Here is an 18,786-nt window from a genome sequence, read left to right on the forward strand (position 1 = left end):
AGGTGCTTAAGAAAGGATTGGAACTATTATACCGACAGGATGAGCACAGTTAAGATGCTCCTCACGATTAGTGAGGTGAGAGGATGGAAAAATCAAGAAAAGACAGCCGGGGGGTATGTGTTGCGAACCGGTGAGAGTCAGAGAAAAGACGGTCGCTATTCTTATACAGCTTTAGATAAAAATAGGCGAAACGTTTACGCAAAAACATTGGTTGAACTCAGAGCAAAAGAAAGAAAATCATCCGTGACAAAGAAGATGGACTGAATCCGCTGCTAGCTGACAGGATGACGCTGAATGAATTAGATGATCGATTTATCGAACAGAAATATGATTTGAAACTATCAACAAAAGTGAATTATAAGGTACAGATACTTGCACCAGAAAGTGTAAAAGAACAGTACAGACAGGTCGCAAAGCGACTGCGTTCATGAGCAAGTAGCGAAAGCGGATTGCGAATGTCCGCTTTACTTATAAAAGACAAAATTGGTATGTTACACGAAATTTAGGGAGAAAACTGAGCAAGTAGGAAGGTGGAATATATATGAAACAAGATACTTTAGAGGGCAAAGCAAAAACAAAAAATGGGGTAAAACGGCTGTGTTTTTCCATAATCTGCATTCTTCTGGAAGTGATTTTTATTATTACTATCGTAACACGCTTGAATGAATATGCAGAAATCATAAATTTATTTACAAGGATTTTGAGTGGGATCTTGGTTTTGGGATTGTACGCATCAAATAAGACATCCTCTATGAAAATGCCTTGGGTCATTTTAATTCTAATTTTCCCAATTATGGGTGTAGGCCTGTATTTGTTGATTGGTTTGAATGGTGGCACACACAAAATGCGTGAGCGATATGCAGAAATTGATAGCAAATTGTTACCAATGCTTCCGGACAGTCAGGAGTGTTTGAGCAGAATAAAAGAAACAATTCCGAAAGCAGGAAATATAGCAAGTTACATACAAAGAAATTCGCAGTATCCAATCTATCAGAATACGGATATTGTGTATTTTGATGAAGCAGTGAAAGGATTAGAGGCACAGCTTAAGGATTTGGAGAAAGCACAGAAGTTTATCTTTATGGAATATCATGCGATAGAAGACGCTGAAGCATGGCATAAGATTCAAGATGTTCTGGAAGAGCGAGTAAAAGCAGGTGTGAAAGTTAGAGTATTCTACGATGATATGGGTTCGATAGGCTTTATTAACACAGATTTTGTGAAAAAGATGGAGGCAATAGGAATTCATTGCCGTGTATTCAATCCGTTTATGCCAGGTTTAAATCTGTTTTTGAACAATCGTGATCATAGAAAAATAACAGTTATTGATGGAAAAGTCGGATTTACAGGTGGATATAATCTGGCAAACGAATATTTTAATTACACACACCCGTATGGACAGTGGAAAGATACAGGTATTCGTTTAGAAGGAGATGCTGTTCAGTCGCTTACGGTGACATTTTTGGAAATGTGGAATGCAGTAAGTGATAAGGATGCTAATGATTCTGATTTTAGTAAATACCTTTTCCACTATGATTATGCGGCACAGCAAACTGGGTTTGTTCAACCTTATGCAGACAGCCCTATGGATAATGAGCAAGTAGGAGAAGAAGTTTATATCAGTATGATAAATAAAGCTGAAAAATATTGTTGGTTTATGACTCCATATCTAATCATAACAGATGAAATGACGCATGCGTTATGTCTGGCTGCTAAGCGAGGGGTAGACGTAAGAATTATCACACCTGGTATCCCTGATAAAAAATTCATTTATAATATAACTCGTTCTTTTTATCATGGATTGGTTAAACATGGTGTTCGTGTTTATGAGTGGACTCCTGGTTTCTGTCATGCAAAAATGAGTGTGGCAGATGACTGTATGGCAACTTGTGGAACAATTAATCTGGATTATCGAAGTTTATATCACCATTTTGAAAACGGCTGTTTTATGGCAGATTGTCAGGCAGTTGTGGAAATAAAAAATGATCTGATAAGAACGATGGGAGAATGTCGTGATGTGACAGACCAATATCAAACCGGACGAAGTGCATATTTGCGACTGGGACAATTATTTATGAGATTATTTGCTGGATTGCTATAAGAATCTGATGAAACGACCTTTCAAAAAACAGTTGATTTAGAAGTTAACTGTTTTTGAAAGGCCGTTTTTGCTATATCTAACAGTCTGTTGTACAAAGAAAATTTTGCATGGATGAAAAAAACAAACCTTGTTGAGGTTAAATTGAGATTGACTTTGTATTGTATAAGTATGAAATAAAAAGGAATCAGGTGATGTACAATGAAAAAGCATAAAATATGTAAAATCCTTCTTGTTATACTGGCAATTTTTTTATGTGTGGCTTTTTATGAATTGCTCGGAATCTGCGTTGCATATAAAAAGCAGCCGGAAGTGTCCAATACAACCAAAAAAGAAACAAAAAATGGGTCATGGAACGAATGCAGTGAAAATACAGAACGGGCAGTAATCATAGAAAAGAATCCAGAAGCGCTTTTACAAAGAGTGCGTTTGATCAAGAATGCAAAAAAGGAAATTATTCTTTCTACTTTTGCATTTCAATCCGATGAAAGTGGAAAATTGATTTTAGGAGCACTGTATGATGCGGCAGACAGAGGTGTACATATTCGTCTGTTAGTAGATGGAATGGAGAGCTGGATTGATATGGAAGGAAATCCGTATTTCTATGGATTATCTTCCCATGAGAATGTTGAAATTAAACTGTATAATAAGGCCAATCCGTTGAAACCGTGGAAAATGATGGGTAGAATGCATGATAAATATTTGATTGCAGATGGAAAGAGATATATTCTTGGGGGAAGAAATACATACAATTATTTCCTGGGTGATTTTCCGGGACATAAGAACTATGACAGAGACGTGTTAGTGGTTTGCGATGAACCTGAGAAAGAAAATTCAGTTAACCAGTTGTTAGAGTATTTTGAAACGATATGGGAACAAGAAGACAGTGGTTATTTTCATGACAATAAAAAACTGGCAAATAGAAAATCTGTAAAGAACGCAGTTTTAGAGCTGCAGAACGGCTATCAGAAATATTTTGAAGAGAATAAGGAAAGAATCTGCGATACCGATTACACGGACGAAACTTTTGAGACAGAAAAGATTGCATTAGTGTCAAATCCTATCCACACAGGTTCCAAGGAACCAGTAGTTTGGTATCAACTGGGAAAACTAATGAAAAATGCAAAAGAGCGCGTGAAAATTCATACACCATATATTATTTGCAATGATATGATGTATAATACATGGAAAGAGATTGCGGAGAGAGTTCCGGATTTTTCTATCATGACCAATTCGGTTGCCAACAATGGAAATCCGTTTGGTTCTGCTGATTATGCGAGAAACAGAAACAGAATTTTAAATACAGGAATTGATATCTGGGAGTATGAAGGCGGCTATTCTTACCACGGAAAAAGCATCCTGATTGATGATGATCTATCCGTAATCGGTTCCTTTAACATGGATATGAGAAGCACGTATCTGGATACGGAACTGATGCTTGTAATACGTAGCAAAGAGATTAATAAACAGTTGGAAGAAGGCATGATGGAATATGAAAGAGTGTCCCGACAGGTATTGGAAGATGGAACCTATCGTGATCTGTATCATGTAGAGCCAATTGAATTGACAAAGAAGCGTCAGAGAAACGTACTTTTGGTACAGCATCTGCTTGGATGGGCAAGGTATCTGTTTTAATAAGGAGGAAGGAAAACGTGTTTCAAATATTGATTGTAGAAGATGATAAAGAATTAAGCCAGCTATTCCAAAAAGTGCTTGAGAAGAATGGATATCAGGTCAAAAGTGCATCGGATGGAGCACTGGCATTAGAAATATTGGATAAAGAGTATATTGATCTGATCATTTCCGATATTATGATGCCGGTTATGGATGGTTATGAACTGGTGTCGGAACTCCGTTCAGCAGGATATCAGATACCGGTACTTATGATCACTGCGAAAGGTTCCTTTGATGATATGCGCCAGGGATTTCTTTCGGGAAGTGACGATTATATGGTAAAACCGGTAAATGTGAATGAAATGGTTTTAAGAGTTGGAGCACTGCTTCGCCGTGCACAGATACTGAATGAACACAAAATTGTGATCGGTTCAACAGAGTTTGATTATGATGCAATGACGGTTACAACTGATAAGGAAAGTCTTGTTTTGCCTAAAAAAGAATTCCTGCTTTTATATAAGCTTGCAGCTTCGCCAGGCAGAACATTTACAAAACAACAGTTGATGGATGAAGTATGGGGATACGAGACGGAGGCAGACCCACATACGATAGAGGTACATATAGGAAGAATCAGAGAGCGTTTTAAAGATAACCCGGATTTTGAAATCGTAACAATGCGTGGAATTGGATACAAGGTGGTGAAAAAATAATGGAACAAAAGAAAAAAAAAGGATTGCGGATCCGATCCTGTCTGACTGGTGCAATCTGGCTGGCACTTGTATTTTCAACAGTCATATCTGCTTTATTATTTGCTTTTTTGAATCATTTTTTTAATCTGCCGGGCAGCATATCTGTGCTTGGCTGGCTTTTGATTTTCAATACATTGATTGCAGGGCTGATCACTTCCTTTATCAATGCAAAGTTACTGGAACCAATTACCAGACTTAGTAAAGCAATGAAGGAAGTTTCTCAGGGAGATTTTGAACAGCATTTGGAAACGAACAGCCGTATAGCAGAAGTTGGAGAATCTTATCAAAGTTTTAACGTTATGACAAAAGAACTTCGTGCAACAGAGGTGCTGCAGATGGATTTTGTATCTAATGTTTCTCATGAGTTTAAGACCCCGATTAATGCCATTGAAGGATATACAATGCTGCTTCAGGGAGAAGAACTGTCTCCGGATCAAGAGGAATATGTAGAAAAAATCTTATTTAACACCCAAAGACTTTCCGGATTGGTTGGTAATATTTTGCTGTTATCCAAGTTAGAGAATCAGAATATACCAATGAAAAAAACAGAATATCGTCTGGATGAACAGATCCGCCAGGCATTTCTTTCATTGGAAACAAAATGGACAGAAAAAGAAATTGGTTTCCAGGTAGAATTGGAGGAAGTTAAATATACTGGGAATGAAGGACTTTTTATGCATATCTGGATAAATCTTTTGGATAATGCGATTAAGTTCAGCCCTTCAAAGGGGACAATTATGATGTTTCTGAAACAAGAACAGGATTCTGTTAAGTTCATTCTGGAAGATGAAGGACCAGGAATAGAGGATGATGTAAAATCCAGAATATTTGACAAGTTCTATCAGGTAGATGGATCTCATAAAGCAGAAGGAAATGGCCTAGGTCTTGCACTTGTAAAACGGATTGTAGATAGTGCCGGAGGAACAATCAAAGCAGAAAACCGCGAATATGGTGGATGCAGATTTGTTATAGAGCTGCCAAAGCAGAAAGATGAGATTATATAGTTTTAAGATAAATTAGAAGATGGGAGGATTTATATGACATTTTATCAGGAGTTGCAGTTAAATCAGGCAGGTTCTAAAAACCTGTTGAAAAAGAGTGAAACACTAAAAGAAAAATTATATCATATGTGGGTATATCTGGTGAAGATAGCTGTTACATTGGCATTTTGTTTTTTCTTTGTTAGTATTTTCAGCATCCTATTTGGAAATGAGAACAGCATTGTAGGTGTAGTAGTCTTATTATGTCTCATGGTGTTTAGAAATGCGGATCTGGGGATCCACACCGGACAATCTACGATGCTTTTGGCTTTGTTCTTTGTAATTATGACTGTATGTCCGCATTTAGCAAATCAGTTTTCACCGGTATTGGGAATGCTGTTAAATATTGCGGCACTGGCTGTGTTGATTCTGTTCGGATGCCATAATCCATTCATGTTTAATCAATCTACATTGGTTCTTGGGTATCTGCTGCTATATGGTTATGATGTTACGGGAAAAAGCTATCAGATGCGATTAGTCGGAATGGCTTTAGGTGCAGCACTTACCTGCTTCGTATTCTATCGAAATCATAAAAACAGAACTTATAAAAGAAATCTGAAAGATCTGATACAAGAATTTGATATCACTTCTTCCAGAACAAAATGGCAGATATGTCAGATTTTATGCGTACCGATTGTCCTTTGCATTGCAGAACTTTGTAATATGCCACGTGCAATGTGGGCTGGTATTGCGGCCATGTCCGCGATTTTGCCGTTTATGGAAGATATGCACTACAGAGTCCGTAAAAGGATTGTCGGAAATATTGCAGGTGTTATATGTTTTACAGTATTATATTTTCTGCTTCCTTCGTCAATCTATGCATATATAGGAATTCTTGGTGGAATCGGTGTAGGATTTTCAGCACAATATGGCTGGCAGGCAGTATTTAACACATTTGGTGCTTTAGCTATTGCTGCAGAGACTTATGGACTACAAGGAGCGGTTAGTCTTAGAGTGATTCAAAATGTTTTTGGTGTTGTGTTTGCTTTAGCATTTTGTGTTATATTTTATTGGTTTATGTCTAAAAAAAGGAAAGTGAGGTGACCGTACATGCAGAGTGAAGTGAATCAGGAAGAAAATTTGAATAGAATTATTACGGTTCCTAATCTTCTTTCTTTTTTTCGGCTTTGTCTGATTCCGGTAATTATATGGAGTTATTGTGTAAAGAAAAATCCTCTGTTAGCTGGTGAAATCTTATTGCTGTCTGGTCTTACGGATCTTGCTGATGGATATATCGCAAGAAGATTCCATAGGATTAGTAATTTAGGAAAAATACTTGATCCGGTGGCTGATAAGCTGACACAGGCAGCGATGTTAATCTGTCTGTTTACTCGTTTTCCGCATGTGTTTCTTTTAATCGTAATAATGGCAGGTAAGGAGCTGTATATGGTAGTCAGTGGATGTCTTGTGATACGAAAGACAGGAAAAGTACATGGTGCAGACTGGCATGGAAAGATAGTAACCTTTTTATTATATGGAACTGCAGCGGTGCATATTATATGGTTCCACATTACACCGATGGTTTCAGATCTGTTGATTGGTTTGTGCGCTATAATGATGGTCATATCGGTCGCTCTGTATATTATCCAGAATACCAGGACTCTTAAGGGAGAGACTGTATAAGCAATTTTATATTGCAATGACTAGAAAAATATTTAGGAGAAGCCAGATTATTTGTATGAGAGGTCTAGAATATACAATATCAGGATTTGGAAAATTTCTTATTGTGATAGCAGTAAGTATTCTGGGAATTTCTTTATATAGAAAAATATAATAAAGGAAGTCAAAAAATAATGTTTTGGTGTACAGAACAGGATTTTTTGATTTTAGAAAGAAACACTTATCAAATTAGAATGCAGGCGTGTAAATGAGAAAATACATAACAAAAGCAAGTGAAAGAATAGGGGTAGAGAGTACATCCAGGGATGGAAAGAGGGCACAAGTTGTAAGTTATAGTACTTGTGAAAATTTTATAATCAGATTTTGTGATGGGAAAGAAATGAAGTTAAAAAATTGGAGATACTTTATTGAGGGAAACTTCAACTATGAAAAACATTTTAAAGCTCCAAGAAATAGAGAAGAGCGAATTGGCGAGAAAAAGGTAATGAATAATGGATTGACTGCTGAGGTTATTGAATACAGGGGGAGTCATGATATGGATATTTTGTTTGAAGATGGCGGAAAAAGAACGGGAGTATCCTGGCGAGATTTTTGTATCGGTAGTATTGCACATCCTACAATTTCTGGAGGAAATGTATCACAAAATGAATTGGTATTAAGATTTTATTTAGAGTCATTGGGGTTTGTTCGAATTCCACAACGTTCAAAGCGTTCTGACAGAGTTGGTTTAGAAGGGAAAGAGCTTGATTTATATAATGATAAGCTGAAAATAGCGATTGAGTATGATGGTGAATATTCTCATACTAAAAATAAAGATGATGAAGGAAAGAATAAAATAGTTGAAAAGTTGGGAATAAAACTTTATCGTTTTAGAGAACCGGGATGTTCTGGTGTTAGTGGAAGAAACTATATTTTAGAGGATAGTAGATTTATGTCAGCTTCATTGGAATGTTGCCTGAAAAGTTTTGTCAGAGATGTTCTCAAAAAGGATGATAAGTTTATAAACTTTGAGAAAGATAAACGTACAATAAAGGAATATGTATCAAATAATAAACGTGCAACGATTCATTTATATGAAAAGAAAAAAATGAATAATGGTATGGTTGCAGAAATCATTAAAATGTCTAGTTGTCGAAATATCACTGTACAGTTCGAGGATGGAGAAATTGTATATCATAAATGTTATCAAAGTTTTGTTAAAGGAAATATTTCACATCCCAAAGATACAAGTCTGGCAAAAAAGAATCAAAGATTAAATTTACGAAAACAAATGAAGAACGGGATGATGGCAGAAGTGATTGAATATAATTTGAGTAATGATATCAAAGTGAAGTTTGATAATGGAGAAATAGTAAAAACAAGATGGGAAAGATTTAGTACAGGTAGTGTAGCAGTGCCTTCCTGTTATGCAAGAAATCATATAGGGGATAAAAAAATTCAAAACAGAGGTAATGAGGAGGCGGAGATTATTGAAGTAAAAGATGCAAATCATATCACCGTTAAATTTAAAGATGGCACTATTGTGAAAGATAGAAAATATGAGGATTTTATTCACGGAGCTATAGGTAAACCTGGGATTCAGCAACTGAGGCGTACTTTGAAAAATGAACGGTTATGGACAGAGAAGATAATGAGAAATGGAATGAAAGCTAAAATAGTTAGATATGGTTCTGCAAATGATATTGATATTAAGTTTTCAAATGGAACAATAGTTATGCATAAAACATATGCAAATTTCTGCTCTGGAAGTGTGGCATGTAAATAATGAGGAAAACAATTCGCAAATGTGCTCACTTGAGTCAGGAAGTGCTGATGAGAATATAGAAACAATGAAAGCGTATATGTGTAAGCAACGAGGAATGCACCTTGGTTCGAAGATTTCCAGAGAAGAAATTACAAAAAAAGTAAATCAGAGCAAATATGAAAAATACTGCTATATAACCAATAGGCTCAGAAGGGAACAATTCCCTCTGGACCTTTTTTAATATTCCTCGAAAATTGAGAATTACATATGTTCAATTCTTTGTATTAGGTATATATTTTGAAAAGTTATCCGGTTATACTGACAATATCAAAAGGGAGAACTGTCAGAATGAGGTGAGCAGATGGATACAGCACAGAGAATAAGGTTAATTCGGATGATTGAAAAAATAGAGAAGAATCCAGAATTCAGTAGTAAAATCGGTGTGAGAAATACATCTGAGTTTGTATCAAGTAAACAATCAAAAAAATGAATGATTCAAATCATAACAGGAGTCAGAAGGAGTAGAATATGTTATCGTTATTATTTACTATATGCATGATCTGGTTTATTGGAAAATTTTTTATATTTGGTGTAAAAGCATCCTGGGGAATCTTAAAGTTGCTCTGTACAGTTGTATTTTTTCCGGTGATTTTGATAGGAATGGTTGTTGGTGGACTGATTTATATTGCATTTCCATTGTTGATCATCGGCGGAATCATTGCACTTATATCATCTAACTCATAAAAATACGAGGAGGGAAGAAATTATGGGATATGATATAGAAAAAGAGAAACGAGAAGCGATTGAAGCAGGACAACAAGCGTTAAGTAGTCTTCGGACAGCAAAAGAAAACCTGAACAGTGCAAAAAATTGGGGACTGGTGGATATGTTTGGCGGTGGATTCTTTTCTACGATGTTGAAACACTCCAAGATGGATCAGGCCAGACAAAATATGGAACAGGCGAAATATGATCTTCGTAATTTCAGTAGGGAATTAAATGATGTGAACATGGCTTGTAATCTGAACATCAATACTGGAGATTTCTTATCCTTTGCAGATTATTTTTTTGATGGATTTGTTGTGGATTGGATGGTGCAGGATCGAATCAATAATGCCAGACATCAGGTGGAAGAGGCTATCCGCAGAACGGAATACATCATAAACCAGTTACAGTATATGTAAAGGAAAGAGGCAGTGGACCATAAATAGGTTCGCTGCCTTGTTTTTCATACTTATTTCTGTTTCTTTTTTTCTTCTCTGAGCAATTCGATGTTTAGTCCCTGCTCTCCGGCTGTTTTATCAACCCAGAGATTCAGGGAATCTATTGCCAGAGAAATTTCATCCAGTTTGTTACTGATAAAAGCAAAATCCTTGATCTCATCATCGCTGATCTTACCGTCACGGGCAATCTGGATCAGACGTGTGGTAAGAGGATTAATCTCATTCAGACTGGCAATGGTTTCCAGGATTATATTGGATAAATCAGAAACTTCGACCTCCGGGACATAACGATGACCGATTTCGCATTTATGAGAGCAGTAATAATTGCAGAGATCCGGGCGCTTGTAAGCATCAGCCATCTGGATGATATCGTAAGGTGTGGGTTCCTGCATTTCATATTCAAACTTTTCAATTTTAGAATCAGAAACAGCAGTCATTTTTTCACTGGCTTCTGATCTGGTGAGACCGGCTTTTTCCCGGCAAATCTGATAAATTGTCTTATTTTCTCTCGTAGATTGTTTCCCCATGAGAATAACCTCCCTGTATATCGCGAACATGAGGATTATCAGGCATTAAGTCCACATGCTGTGCGTGTATTTCCTTTATAGATTTTATTATACTTGAAGCATCAGTAAACAACAAGATTATAAATGGATAGGAAGCCAGAAAGACTACTGGTTGCTGAAAATCAGTATAAAGAATTCAAAAAGTCAGGGAAAAAACCAAGTGATTTTTGCAAGGAAAATCTTAGAATGTCTGACGTAAAATCATATGATTACGTGTTTAATTATTTTTCTAATTCCGGGATTCTTGTGGAAGCAATAAAAGAGTATCATAGAACAGCTAAGATTCCAAAAGGTGAATATACGCTGCTCGATTTGTTAAAATAAAAAAATTGCCTGGTTCAGAAAAATAAAAGATAATTCAAGATGCGGAAACCTTTAAAAAATCAAGGACTTCCGCACTTTTTTGTTTACAGAAAAATAATTTTGTAATCGCATACGCCAAATAGCAGAACACTAAGACGGAATCAATACACATGCACAATATCCGCTGGCAGGTTGAAAACAGTAGATGGTCAAAGTCTTGTCGATTTCCGGACTATAATCCTGCAGGATATGTTTATTGCCGTTTAATGCTACATCCGCATAAGTAACAAGCCATTTTTTATCTCCATTTTCAAAGACTTCATAAAAGGAATGATTCAACATTTTTGAAACGGGAACGCCCTCAACAACAGCCATTTCATCATTACAGTAACGGAATACAAAGTCTACACCATGTCCCTCCGCATCAAATACAAGCTCAATAATACAAAAAGCAAGTGGCATATTATTGAGAAAGCGACAGTTATCAAATAATTGAAGTGAGCTGTCTTCTGAAGCCTCCGAATAGTTCTGCGCATTTAAACCAAGTGACTTACGGATTTGTTTGTGCTGACTCAGATTACGTTTTCTTCCTTGAAAGACAGCACCATCAGTCATTGTATAAAGTCCTTCGTCGGATATATGAACAATTTGATTTTTTCGAAGAACAACGCCTTTTGAGATGTTTAGAAAATCTTCTTCTGGCAAGTAAAGCATAAGTTCTTTTATCGGGATTGTAGTTGCAAAGCTCTCTCCCGAGGAAAGCGTAATGATTGTGTGAGGATTCTGTCTGGTAAGGTAAAAAATATCTGAAATTTTGATATTTTTTCGTTCGAAATATAGTGGAACATTATAACACATAGATATTAATTTTTTAACTTGCCTTTTGAGAGAGGAGAAAATTCTTTTTTCAAAGGGCTTTTTCTATTTATGCGGATATTCGTAACTACAAGACAAAAAATAGATTTGCGAATGAAAAGTGTGCTATAGTTATAAAAGATAAATCAGAAGAAGTCAGGAGGAAGAATGCAATGAAAGACGAAAAATCTAAAATAACAGCAGTTGCCATTGAAAAAATGATTGATTTTTATCAGGGGAATTTGAGAGATATCGAACATTTCCTGAAAGTATGGGCGTATGCAAAGACGATAGGGGAGCAGGAAAGTGTGGATGAAAACACACAGGGAATTCTTGAACTTGCAGCTGTGGTGCATGATATATCCTGTCCACTTTGTCGTGAAAAATATGGAAACACAAATGGTAAAAATCAGGAACTTGAAAGTGAACCGCTGGTAAAGGAGTTTTTTGAAGGAATGCCTGTATCAGAACAGAAAGTGGAGCGTATTATCTGGCTGGTCACACATCATCATACATACACCAATATAGATGGGATTGATTATCAGATTTTAATAGAGGCAGATTTTCTTGTAAATGCAAGTGAGAGTAATTTTTCAAAAGTGTCGATTGAAAATGCAAAATCCCGTATTTTTAGGACGGCAGCGGGATGCAGATTGTTGGAATCAATATTTTTAAGAGAAGAATAATAAAAAGCATTATATTGGAGAATAATTTATGGCACAATCAAAACAGGATGAACTATACAAAGCACTGCAACAGAAAGGCTATCCGGACAGCCTTTGCAGGGAAATTGCTTATAAACAGATGAACACAGATTATACAGCAACAAGAATGCTCGGCTATCTGTACCGCATATCAGATCCGCGACCGGAAGATGTGGTGGATGAGATGCTGGCAATTCTAAGCGACCGGAACGCAATTATCCAGAAAAAAGAATTGGAACATGCGCAGGCAACGATCAATAAGGTGTATCGCGAAGGTCTGTAAAAGGTGATCAGATTAAATATACGGATGAAAACAGGGGAAAAGAAATGCTGAACGTAATAGAAATCAAAGACTTTAATGCGCCGGAATTGGATATTTATGCCAGATGCACAGAAGCACGGCTTCTGAATAAAGATCACCCAGAAGAGGGAATGTTCATTGCGGAAAGTCCGAAGGTGATCGGCAGAGCGTTGGATGCAGGTTATGAGCCATTGTCTGTTCTTGTTGAAAAGAAGCAGATGGAAGAGAATGAAGAAACAATCCAGATTATGAACAGATTTGATGATACGAAAGTATCGATTTTTACAGCGGATTTTGAGGTGCTGACTAAATTGACAGGCTTCAAACTGACCAGAGGAATGCTTTGCGCAATGAGACGGAAACCGCTTCGAAAATTTCAGGATCTGTGTGATGGGATAAACAGAATCGCGATTCTTGAAAATGTGCAGAATCCGACAAATGTAGGAGCAATTTTCCGGTCTGCAGCGGCTCTTAATATGGAGGCGGTACTTCTGAGTCCGGGATGCAGTGATCCGCTTTACAGACGGGCTTCCAGAGTGAGTATGGGAACCGTATTTCAGATTCCGTGGACATTTATCCGGGATAGCAATGAAATGCGGTGCAAGCGGGAAGTAATTTGGCCAAAACAGGCGATTGCAGAATTGAAAAAGCTTGGCTATAAGACGGCAGCACTTGCGCTGACTGATGATTCGGTCAGCATCGATGATTCGGAACTGATGAAGGAAGAAAAGTTGGCAGTTATTCTTGGAAATGAAGGTGAAGGACTGGAAAATGAGACAATAGCGTTATGTGATTATACGGTTAAAATTCCGATGACACATGGTGTTGATTCGCTGAATGTGGCAGCGGCGAGTGCGGTGGCATTTTGGCAGCTTGGGAAAATAATTCTGTAATGGTAACCGTATTGTATCAGATGACACGAAGGAGGAAAGAGATTTGACAGAACGTTTTCAGAAGATTGATGCAGCAATCGTAGAGTCGAATGCAAAAACGGAGAATTTACACCTTTGGAAGATATGATATTTTTACAGTACTGCTGTCAGAAGGAGATACAACCATAACATTATTGTGTGAAAGAGTAAATTCCACCGCCCAGTTTTGTAAATTGTTGAAAGAAATATATTGTTATATGATTACGTAAGTGATATACTTAAGCATAAGAGAACCGTGTAAAATTACAGTTTGCTTTTTGCACGGTTTTCTTTATACTAGATGGTTAGTCAAAACTAACATGATGAAAGTATGAAAGATTATAGAATAACATATATTAGGTATTAGGCAATATAATCAATAAGCTATAGAACTAATATTATACCGCTGAAGATAATTATTTTTGCCAATGAATTTTTTCGAGCATATATGGAAGGAAAATATAATGCGAATAAATATTTTTGAAGGTATACTGATTCCATTTGTTGGAACAACGCTAGGTGCAGCATGCGTGTTTTTTATGAGAAAAACACTTAGCAAGTTACTGCAACGTGCACTTGCAGGGTTTGCAGCAGGTATAATGGTTGCGGCTTCAATCTGGAGTCTTCTGATTCCGGCAATTAAACAATCTGAAAATATGGGAACTTTATCGTTTGTTCCTGCAGTTGCTGGGTTCTGGATTGGTATATTGTTTTTACTCGCACTTGATCATTTGATTCCGCATCTTCATGTTGGAAGTGATCAGGCAGAGGGACCGAAAAGCAAACTTGGCCGTACTACGATGATGGTGTTGGCAGTTACATTACATAACATCCCTGAAGGTATGGCAGTTGGTGTAATGTATGCAGGATTTCTTGCTGAAAATGCACAGATTACAGCAACAAGTGCACTTGCTTTATCACTTGGAATTGCTATCCAGAATTTTCCGGAAGGAGCGATTATATCTATGCCGCTTAGGGCAGAGGGTGAAAGTAAGAGAAAGGCATTTTTCGGAGGTGTACTTTCAGGAGTCGTTGAACCGATTGGAGCAGTAATGACGATTCTTGTCGCACAGCTGGTAATCCCGGCATTACCATATTTACTCAGCTTTGCAGCAGGAGCCATGTTATATGTCGTGGTTGAAGAACTAATTCCGGAAATGTCTCAGGGACAGAACTCGAATATCGGTACGCTTTTCTTTGCACTTGGATTTAGTTTGATGATGATCTTGGATGTGGCACTGGGGTAAGAGGAGAGGAATGATTCTTATGAGAATATTGATTTATGGTGCGGGTGTGATAGGCTCCTTGTATGCAGCTATATTTGCAGAAGCCGGTTATGATACAAGTATTTATGCCAGAGGAAAAAGATTTGAGGCTTTAAGAAATAATGGATTGCTATATAAGAAAAATCAGGAAGTAAATCCGAAAGAACTAAGCAGTTTTCAGAGATATTGAGGCATGCTCATATACCATACCAGAAAGTAACGGATATGCATCTATGGCAGCTTTGTCATCTTGCTATGGTGGTACCGATTGCAGATGCGTATTATGAATCAGACGATCCAGAGAAAGTGGAAAAAGAATGGAAAATTATGAGGAAAACAGCGGAAAGGCTGAAAAGAAATTTTAACTTTTTGCGAAAACAAAAGGGTAAACTGTCACCATGGAAAATGAATATTTTTCGCTTTTTGCCATTGTCATTTCTGACGATTATGCTGGCAGTTACATTTGGAAGTAGTTTTGGAGATAAATTTATGTATCAACATGCTATGAAGGCACCAGATGAAATGAGGGAATTGCATAAGCAGTTTTATGCTTATATGAAAAAAATGAAGAAATGCAGATGCAAGGCGAAAAAGGCACAGTGATTGGAGAAAAAAGCATGAAAAATGAAGAATATAAAAAAATGTCAATTAAAGAGTTTACAAAAGCAGCAGGAAGATATGAAAGTAGCTATGCTGGTATTTACGAAATGTGCAAGAAGGATTATCCGGATATTCTGGAAGAATTAGAGAAGGAGCCATTTAGAGATTTATTGGATGCAGGCTGCGGACCTGCTCCGATGATTTCTTTATTAGCAGAAAAATATCCAGACCGACATTATACAGGACTGGATCTGACTCCTGCCATGATTGAACAGGCAAAAAAGAAAAATATTTCAAATGCAACATTTGTTGTAGGAGACTGTGAGAACTTTCCTTTTGAAAAGGATTCATTTGATGCAATTATTTGTTCTATGAGCTTCCATCATTATCCGGATCCACAGGCATTTTTTGACAGTGTGAAAAGATGTCTTCGCCCAAATGGAAGATTGATATTGAGAGATGTGACCAGTGATAATAAAGTATTGGTATGGCTAATGAATACATTGGAAATGCCGTTGGCAAATATATGCGGACATGGAGATGTCCAAGTGCCAACAAGAGATGTGGTCATAAAATGTTGCAAAAAAGCAGGATTAAAAGTAGAAAAATTTGAAATTCGTAAAGGTATGCGAATGCATTGTGTTGTGAGAAAACCTATGGGAAAGGCGATAGGAAATGAAAGATAAGTATCTTAGGGAAACACGAATGGTTGATTTTTCTAATCCGGCAATTCAAAAACTTATTCAAAATATGAAATGGAAGGAAATGGGTGAATTTGAAAGGATTAAGGCAATCTACAACTATGTAAGAGATGATGTTTTATTTGGATATAATATTGATGACGGAATTTCAGCTTCAAAAGTACTTGCAGATGGTTATGGACAATGTAATACAAAAGGAACTTTATTTATGGCACTTTTACGTGCCTGCAATATTCCATGCAGAGTACATGGTTTTACGATTGATAAAAGATTGCAGAAAGGGGCTATGACCGGGTTTGTTTACCGTAATGCTCCAAAAAGTATTTTCCATAGCTGGGTAGAAATTAATTTCGAAAATCAGTGGTACGAACTGGAAGCTTTCATTTTGGATAAAACCTACATAAAGAAGTTACAGGAACAAAATTCGGAATGTACAGGTGCATTTTGCGGTTATGGAGTAGCAGTCAAGGATTTCAGAAATCTCATTATTGAGTTTGATAGGAACAATACTTATATTCAGAGCGAGGGAATCAATCAGGATTTTGGTGTTTATGATTGTCCAGATGAACTATTGAAGGAACATCATCAAGAAATTTCAGCCTTTAAAGCATTTGCTTATAGACATATTGGAAGACACCTCATGAATCGTAATGTCAGAAAGATCAGAGAACGATAGTTTTAAGCTTTTAGATACCGTTGTCCGTATGAATGGTTTTCATGCATTTCCGGACAAGCAAAAAGCATTTCATGAAATATGGCGTGTTTTGAAACCGGGCGGCAATTTCATTGCCTGCTTTTATATCAGGGGAAAATCGCAACGGACAGACTGGCTGGTATAAGAGAAGGTACTGTTATTGCTGCCCTTCTGGTAGGCTTTATCGCCAGACTCATCGGTAAGAAACTTGCATTCCTGAAAGATATGATTTTTATGATGCGGAGATTATCCAGATGACAGCAGGGACCACCGGATACACACCGGAATTCGTTAAGAAAAACGAGGAGATCATGACAAACAGCCTTCTTTATGATCTGGTCAATCAGATGTATCTGAATACAGACAGGATGAAGCGCCGAAGAATAAAATTTTCGAGGCAGAATGCCAGGTTGTACGCAATCTTGCGAAAAAAGGCAATTGCGTGATAGTAGGCCGTTGTGCAGATTACGTTCTCAGAAATTCCGGAAACTGTTTGAAAGTATTTTTTTCAGCACCTCTTGTGAGCAGAATTAGAAGAGTGGCACAGAGACAGAATATCTCTGAGGGAGAAGCCAAAGCTACGGTTCAGAAAAATGAAAAACTGCGTGCAGATAACTATCGCTATTACATCCGACGTATGTGGGGGGCAGCCGGAAACTTTGATCTCAGCCTGAATACAGATTTGGGAGAAGAATTTATTGAGAACTGCATTCGCAGTGCTATGAAACTGTAAAAATGTAGAAAGCCTTATAATATTTGTTGTAAATGATATAGACCCTTAAGGAATCGTCAATCTAAAAATTGGTCCTATGTCAATCTAAACCCTCAAAAAGACATCCCCTCAAAAACTTTGATTACCCCCAAATTGGAAGGAAAGATAATATACATAATCATTTTCCACACCAACGATTCCTTTTTCCATTTCCGTGATAGGAATCCCTGACAGCCCGTCTTTTCCATAGATTAGAGCCATTAATCCCTGCTCAGAGTCTGAAGGGATAGCAGTCTTGCCTTCTATTGTCGAAGCTGAATGAATCTGAATCGGAATCTTCCCTTTTATCTGGCTTGCACTTCTGCCATAATATTCTCTGTTTTCTATATTTTCTAAAATAGGAAAATCCGTAGAATATTTTGCATAATCATCTGCTACAATTAATTTTACCTTAAAAGATTCAAAATCCGGCACAACAGCAATGACGCCTCTGGAAGGGGAATCGATTCCGTCATAGTCCAAATCAGCCACTTTACTTTTACTGATCAGTGTCCCAGACTGATATTCAGATACATAAATGGTGAGTGTTTTAAATTCATCTTTTGTAAAATAATGAAAAAGATATGCGCCGTCTGTTCCGGATAATAATTCTGCTGTTTTCATCTCAGTACTTGTCTGATCAACTGCGGTAATATAATTTTTTGGCTGTATCAGTTTGTGAAAGAATAAAGTGCCAAGGATCGCAGAGACAATTACTGCAAAAACAGTTACTACAGCAAGAATTGTTTTTAAATTTTTTTGTTTCTTTTTACTCTCTTTTGTAATCTGAATAAGATTGCTGTCTGATTTTTCAATTACATTTTCAGCACCGATATCTTCACCTGCAAGAAATTCATTAATGCTGATTCTAAGTATGCTGCACAATTCCATATAAATTGACACGTCCGGCAGGCATATGCCCGTTTCCCTTAATTAAAGATATTGTTGGGTAAAAAAAGAAAGGTCAGTCGATTTTGCCGATGAAGCGGTAGTAGATTTCTACTTCCTGCTCACGGCTTCCATCCTCGCCCTTGACAGCTTCGTGGAC

Annotated in this window: 26 protein-coding genes and 1 pseudogene; 23 read left to right on the top strand and 4 right to left on the bottom strand. The window is 37.1% G+C overall.

Going from position 1 to position 18,786, the window contains the following annotated elements:
* The 11 genes from PG766_RS15870 to PG766_RS15920 all read left to right on the top strand — a co-directional run.
* The coding region (locus PG766_RS15870) for an integrase DNA-binding domain-containing protein (protein ID WP_270591247.1) at positions 1–264 on the top strand (264 nt) is incomplete at its 5' end.
* A gap of 277 nt (positions 265–541) precedes the next feature.
* Positions 542–2,101 carry a cardiolipin synthase gene (gene cls, locus PG766_RS15875; protein ID WP_118097721.1) on the top strand — a complete coding sequence of 520 codons (1,560 nt, stop codon included), beginning with the start codon at positions 542–544 and terminating at the stop codon, positions 2,099–2,101.
* 198 nt (positions 2,102–2,299) lie between these two features.
* A complete protein-coding gene (locus PG766_RS15880; RefSeq protein WP_118198852.1) occupies positions 2,300–3,733 on the top strand; it encodes a phospholipase D family protein in 1,434 nt (477 codons plus the stop codon).
* Positions 3,712–4,422 carry a response regulator transcription factor gene (locus PG766_RS15885; RefSeq protein WP_044024695.1) on the top strand — a complete coding sequence of 237 codons (711 nt, stop codon included), beginning with the start codon at positions 3,712–3,714 and terminating at the stop codon, positions 4,420–4,422. The genes PG766_RS15880 and PG766_RS15885 overlap by 22 nt, the downstream gene beginning before the upstream one ends.
* Positions 4,422–5,465 (top strand): sensor histidine kinase, encoded by a 1,044-nt coding sequence (locus PG766_RS15890; protein WP_118198851.1) that lies wholly within the window; start codon positions 4,422–4,424, stop codon positions 5,463–5,465. Before PG766_RS15885 ends, PG766_RS15890 begins: the two co-directional genes overlap by 1 nt.
* A gap of 33 nt (positions 5,466–5,498) precedes the next feature.
* Positions 5,499–6,545 carry an FUSC family protein gene (locus PG766_RS15895; RefSeq protein ID WP_117754066.1) on the top strand — a complete coding sequence of 349 codons (1,047 nt, stop codon included), beginning with the start codon at positions 5,499–5,501 and terminating at the stop codon, positions 6,543–6,545.
* Between the two features lie 6 nt (positions 6,546–6,551).
* Positions 6,552–7,124 (top strand): CDP-alcohol phosphatidyltransferase family protein, encoded by a 573-nt coding sequence (locus PG766_RS15900; protein WP_117834787.1) that lies wholly within the window; start codon positions 6,552–6,554, stop codon positions 7,122–7,124.
* 244 nt (positions 7,125–7,368) lie between these two features.
* Positions 7,369–8,886 carry a hypothetical protein gene (locus PG766_RS15905; protein ID WP_270591248.1) on the top strand — a complete coding sequence of 506 codons (1,518 nt, stop codon included), beginning with the start codon at positions 7,369–7,371 and terminating at the stop codon, positions 8,884–8,886.
* 340 nt (positions 8,887–9,226) lie between these two features.
* Complete coding sequence (locus PG766_RS15910; protein WP_008369079.1) at positions 9,227–9,355, top strand: hypothetical protein; 129 nt, start codon at positions 9,227–9,229, stop codon at positions 9,353–9,355.
* Between the two features lie 38 nt (positions 9,356–9,393).
* On the top strand, positions 9,394–9,609 hold the full coding sequence (locus PG766_RS15915) for a hypothetical protein (RefSeq protein WP_055248899.1): 216 nt from the start codon (positions 9,394–9,396) through the stop codon (positions 9,607–9,609).
* Positions 9,610–9,631: 22 nt separating this feature from the next.
* Positions 9,632–10,048: a hypothetical protein gene (locus tag PG766_RS15920; protein ID WP_118198847.1), complete on the top strand. Its 417-nt coding sequence runs from the start codon at positions 9,632–9,634 to the stop codon at positions 10,046–10,048.
* Between the two features lie 50 nt (positions 10,049–10,098).
* On the opposite strand, the gene PG766_RS15925 is transcribed toward PG766_RS15920, so the two are convergent.
* Positions 10,099–10,614 (bottom strand): helix-turn-helix domain-containing protein, encoded by a 516-nt coding sequence (locus PG766_RS15925; protein ID WP_044998574.1) that lies wholly within the window; start codon positions 10,612–10,614, stop codon positions 10,099–10,101.
* Between the two features lie 225 nt (positions 10,615–10,839).
* Between PG766_RS15925 and PG766_RS15930 the strand changes: the two genes are divergently transcribed.
* Positions 10,840–10,977 carry a hypothetical protein gene (locus PG766_RS15930; RefSeq protein ID WP_008369085.1) on the top strand — a complete coding sequence of 46 codons (138 nt, stop codon included), beginning with the start codon at positions 10,840–10,842 and terminating at the stop codon, positions 10,975–10,977.
* A gap of 129 nt (positions 10,978–11,106) precedes the next feature.
* On the opposite strand, the gene PG766_RS15935 is transcribed toward PG766_RS15930, so the two are convergent.
* Positions 11,107–11,814 (bottom strand): LytTR family transcriptional regulator DNA-binding domain-containing protein, encoded by a 708-nt coding sequence (locus PG766_RS15935; RefSeq protein ID WP_118198846.1) that lies wholly within the window; start codon positions 11,812–11,814, stop codon positions 11,107–11,109.
* 170 nt (positions 11,815–11,984) lie between these two features.
* On the opposite strand from PG766_RS15935, the gene PG766_RS15940 reads away from it, so the two are divergent.
* The 11 genes and pseudogenes from PG766_RS15940 to PG766_RS15985 all read left to right on the top strand — a co-directional run bounded on the left by PG766_RS15940 (position 11,985) and on the right by PG766_RS15985 (position 17,720).
* Positions 11,985–12,497, top strand: a complete 513-nt coding sequence (locus PG766_RS15940) for an HD domain-containing protein (protein WP_117558439.1) — start codon at positions 11,985–11,987, stop codon at positions 12,495–12,497.
* Between the two features lie 28 nt (positions 12,498–12,525).
* Positions 12,526–12,798, top strand: a complete 273-nt coding sequence (locus tag PG766_RS15945; RefSeq protein ID WP_008369091.1) for a hypothetical protein — start codon at positions 12,526–12,528, stop codon at positions 12,796–12,798.
* Positions 12,799–12,842: 44 nt separating this feature from the next.
* Positions 12,843–13,709, top strand: coding sequence for a TrmH family RNA methyltransferase (locus PG766_RS15950; RefSeq protein WP_055158275.1), 867 nt, complete (start codon positions 12,843–12,845; stop codon positions 13,707–13,709).
* A gap of 482 nt (positions 13,710–14,191) precedes the next feature.
* Complete coding sequence (locus tag PG766_RS15955) at positions 14,192–14,974, top strand: ZIP family metal transporter (protein ID WP_117558441.1); 783 nt, start codon at positions 14,192–14,194, stop codon at positions 14,972–14,974.
* A 19-nt stretch (positions 14,975–14,993) separates the two neighbouring features.
* A pseudogene (locus PG766_RS17190) lies at positions 14,994–15,595 on the top strand (ketopantoate reductase family protein).
* Positions 15,596–15,609: 14 nt separating this feature from the next.
* Complete coding sequence (locus PG766_RS15965; RefSeq protein WP_118198911.1) at positions 15,610–16,278, top strand: class I SAM-dependent methyltransferase; 669 nt, start codon at positions 15,610–15,612, stop codon at positions 16,276–16,278.
* Positions 16,268–16,969 carry a transglutaminase-like domain-containing protein gene (locus PG766_RS15970; protein WP_015527132.1) on the top strand — a complete coding sequence of 234 codons (702 nt, stop codon included), beginning with the start codon at positions 16,268–16,270 and terminating at the stop codon, positions 16,967–16,969. The genes PG766_RS15965 and PG766_RS15970 overlap by 11 nt, the downstream gene beginning before the upstream one ends.
* Entirely contained in the window at positions 16,944–17,132 is a 189-nt protein-coding gene (locus PG766_RS17195) for a class I SAM-dependent methyltransferase (RefSeq protein WP_334294811.1), read from the top strand. Before PG766_RS15970 ends, PG766_RS17195 begins: the two co-directional genes overlap by 26 nt.
* Positions 17,048–17,245: a hypothetical protein gene (locus PG766_RS15975; RefSeq protein ID WP_243014419.1), complete on the top strand. Its 198-nt coding sequence runs from the start codon at positions 17,048–17,050 to the stop codon at positions 17,243–17,245. Before PG766_RS17195 ends, PG766_RS15975 begins: the two co-directional genes overlap by 85 nt.
* The gene (locus PG766_RS15980) at positions 17,242–17,433 is read left to right on the top strand and encodes a hypothetical protein (RefSeq protein WP_243014409.1); all 192 of its coding nucleotides are present in this window, start codon (positions 17,242–17,244) and stop codon (positions 17,431–17,433) included. Before PG766_RS15975 ends, PG766_RS15980 begins: the two co-directional genes overlap by 4 nt.
* A complete protein-coding gene (locus PG766_RS15985; protein WP_243014416.1) occupies positions 17,376–17,720 on the top strand; it encodes a cytidylate kinase-like family protein in 345 nt (114 codons plus the stop codon). The genes PG766_RS15980 and PG766_RS15985 overlap by 58 nt, the downstream gene beginning before the upstream one ends.
* A gap of 108 nt (positions 17,721–17,828) precedes the next feature.
* Here PG766_RS15985 and PG766_RS15990 read toward each other — a convergent pair whose 3' ends face one another.
* Both PG766_RS15990 and PG766_RS15995 read right to left on the bottom strand, forming a co-directional pair.
* Entirely contained in the window at positions 17,829–18,629 is an 801-nt protein-coding gene (locus PG766_RS15990) for a transcriptional regulator (RefSeq protein WP_243014407.1), read from the bottom strand.
* 73 nt (positions 18,630–18,702) lie between these two features.
* A partial coding sequence (locus PG766_RS15995; protein WP_270591255.1) for a DUF4368 domain-containing protein occupies positions 18,703–18,786 on the bottom strand: 84 nt, incomplete at its 5' end.

It is taken from the genome of Coprococcus sp. LG101-27 (genome assembly GCF_027695515.1).
Taxonomy (GTDB): domain Bacteria; phylum Bacillota; class Clostridia; order Lachnospirales; family Lachnospiraceae; genus Allocoprococcus; species Allocoprococcus comes.

Excerpts from the sequence above, each read along its gene's own strand:
- PG766_RS15930 (WP_008369085.1), top strand. The coding sequence starts at position 10,840 with ATGTCTGACGTAAAATCATATGATTACGTGTTTAATTATTTTTCTAAT.
- PG766_RS15990 (WP_243014407.1), bottom strand. The coding sequence starts at position 18,629 with ATGGAATTGTGCAGCATACTTAGAATCAGCATTAATGAATTTCTTGCA.
- PG766_RS15915 (WP_055248899.1), top strand. The coding sequence starts at position 9,394 with ATGTTATCGTTATTATTTACTATATGCATGATCTGGTTTATTGGAAAA.
- cls (WP_118097721.1), top strand. The coding sequence starts at position 542 with ATGAAACAAGATACTTTAGAGGGCAAAGCAAAAACAAAAAATGGGGTA.
- PG766_RS15970 (WP_015527132.1), top strand. The coding sequence starts at position 16,268 with ATGAAAGATAAGTATCTTAGGGAAACACGAATGGTTGATTTTTCTAAT.
- PG766_RS15945 (WP_008369091.1), top strand. The coding sequence starts at position 12,526 with ATGGCACAATCAAAACAGGATGAACTATACAAAGCACTGCAACAGAAA.
- PG766_RS15925 (WP_044998574.1), bottom strand. The coding sequence starts at position 10,614 with ATGGGGAAACAATCTACGAGAGAAAATAAGACAATTTATCAGATTTGC.
- PG766_RS15975 (WP_243014419.1), top strand. The coding sequence starts at position 17,048 with ATGGCGTGTTTTGAAACCGGGCGGCAATTTCATTGCCTGCTTTTATAT.
- PG766_RS15980 (WP_243014409.1), top strand. The coding sequence starts at position 17,242 with ATGACAGCAGGGACCACCGGATACACACCGGAATTCGTTAAGAAAAAC.
- PG766_RS15895 (WP_117754066.1), top strand. The coding sequence starts at position 5,499 with ATGACATTTTATCAGGAGTTGCAGTTAAATCAGGCAGGTTCTAAAAAC.
- PG766_RS15940 (WP_117558439.1), top strand. The coding sequence starts at position 11,985 with ATGAAAGACGAAAAATCTAAAATAACAGCAGTTGCCATTGAAAAAATG.
- PG766_RS15880 (WP_118198852.1), top strand. The coding sequence starts at position 2,300 with ATGAAAAAGCATAAAATATGTAAAATCCTTCTTGTTATACTGGCAATT.
- PG766_RS15890 (WP_118198851.1), top strand. The coding sequence starts at position 4,422 with ATGGAACAAAAGAAAAAAAAAGGATTGCGGATCCGATCCTGTCTGACT.
- PG766_RS15950 (WP_055158275.1), top strand. The coding sequence starts at position 12,843 with ATGCTGAACGTAATAGAAATCAAAGACTTTAATGCGCCGGAATTGGAT.
- PG766_RS15910 (WP_008369079.1), top strand. The coding sequence starts at position 9,227 with ATGGATACAGCACAGAGAATAAGGTTAATTCGGATGATTGAAAAAATA.
- PG766_RS15935 (WP_118198846.1), bottom strand. The coding sequence starts at position 11,814 with ATGTGTTATAATGTTCCACTATATTTCGAACGAAAAAATATCAAAATT.
- PG766_RS15955 (WP_117558441.1), top strand. The coding sequence starts at position 14,192 with ATGCGAATAAATATTTTTGAAGGTATACTGATTCCATTTGTTGGAACA.
- PG766_RS15965 (WP_118198911.1), top strand. The coding sequence starts at position 15,610 with ATGAAAAATGAAGAATATAAAAAAATGTCAATTAAAGAGTTTACAAAA.
- PG766_RS15885 (WP_044024695.1), top strand. The coding sequence starts at position 3,712 with ATGGGCAAGGTATCTGTTTTAATAAGGAGGAAGGAAAACGTGTTTCAA.
- PG766_RS15900 (WP_117834787.1), top strand. The coding sequence starts at position 6,552 with ATGCAGAGTGAAGTGAATCAGGAAGAAAATTTGAATAGAATTATTACG.
- PG766_RS15905 (WP_270591248.1), top strand. The coding sequence starts at position 7,369 with ATGAGAAAATACATAACAAAAGCAAGTGAAAGAATAGGGGTAGAGAGT.
- PG766_RS15920 (WP_118198847.1), top strand. The coding sequence starts at position 9,632 with ATGGGATATGATATAGAAAAAGAGAAACGAGAAGCGATTGAAGCAGGA.
- PG766_RS17195 (WP_334294811.1), top strand. The coding sequence starts at position 16,944 with ATGTCAGAAAGATCAGAGAACGATAGTTTTAAGCTTTTAGATACCGTT.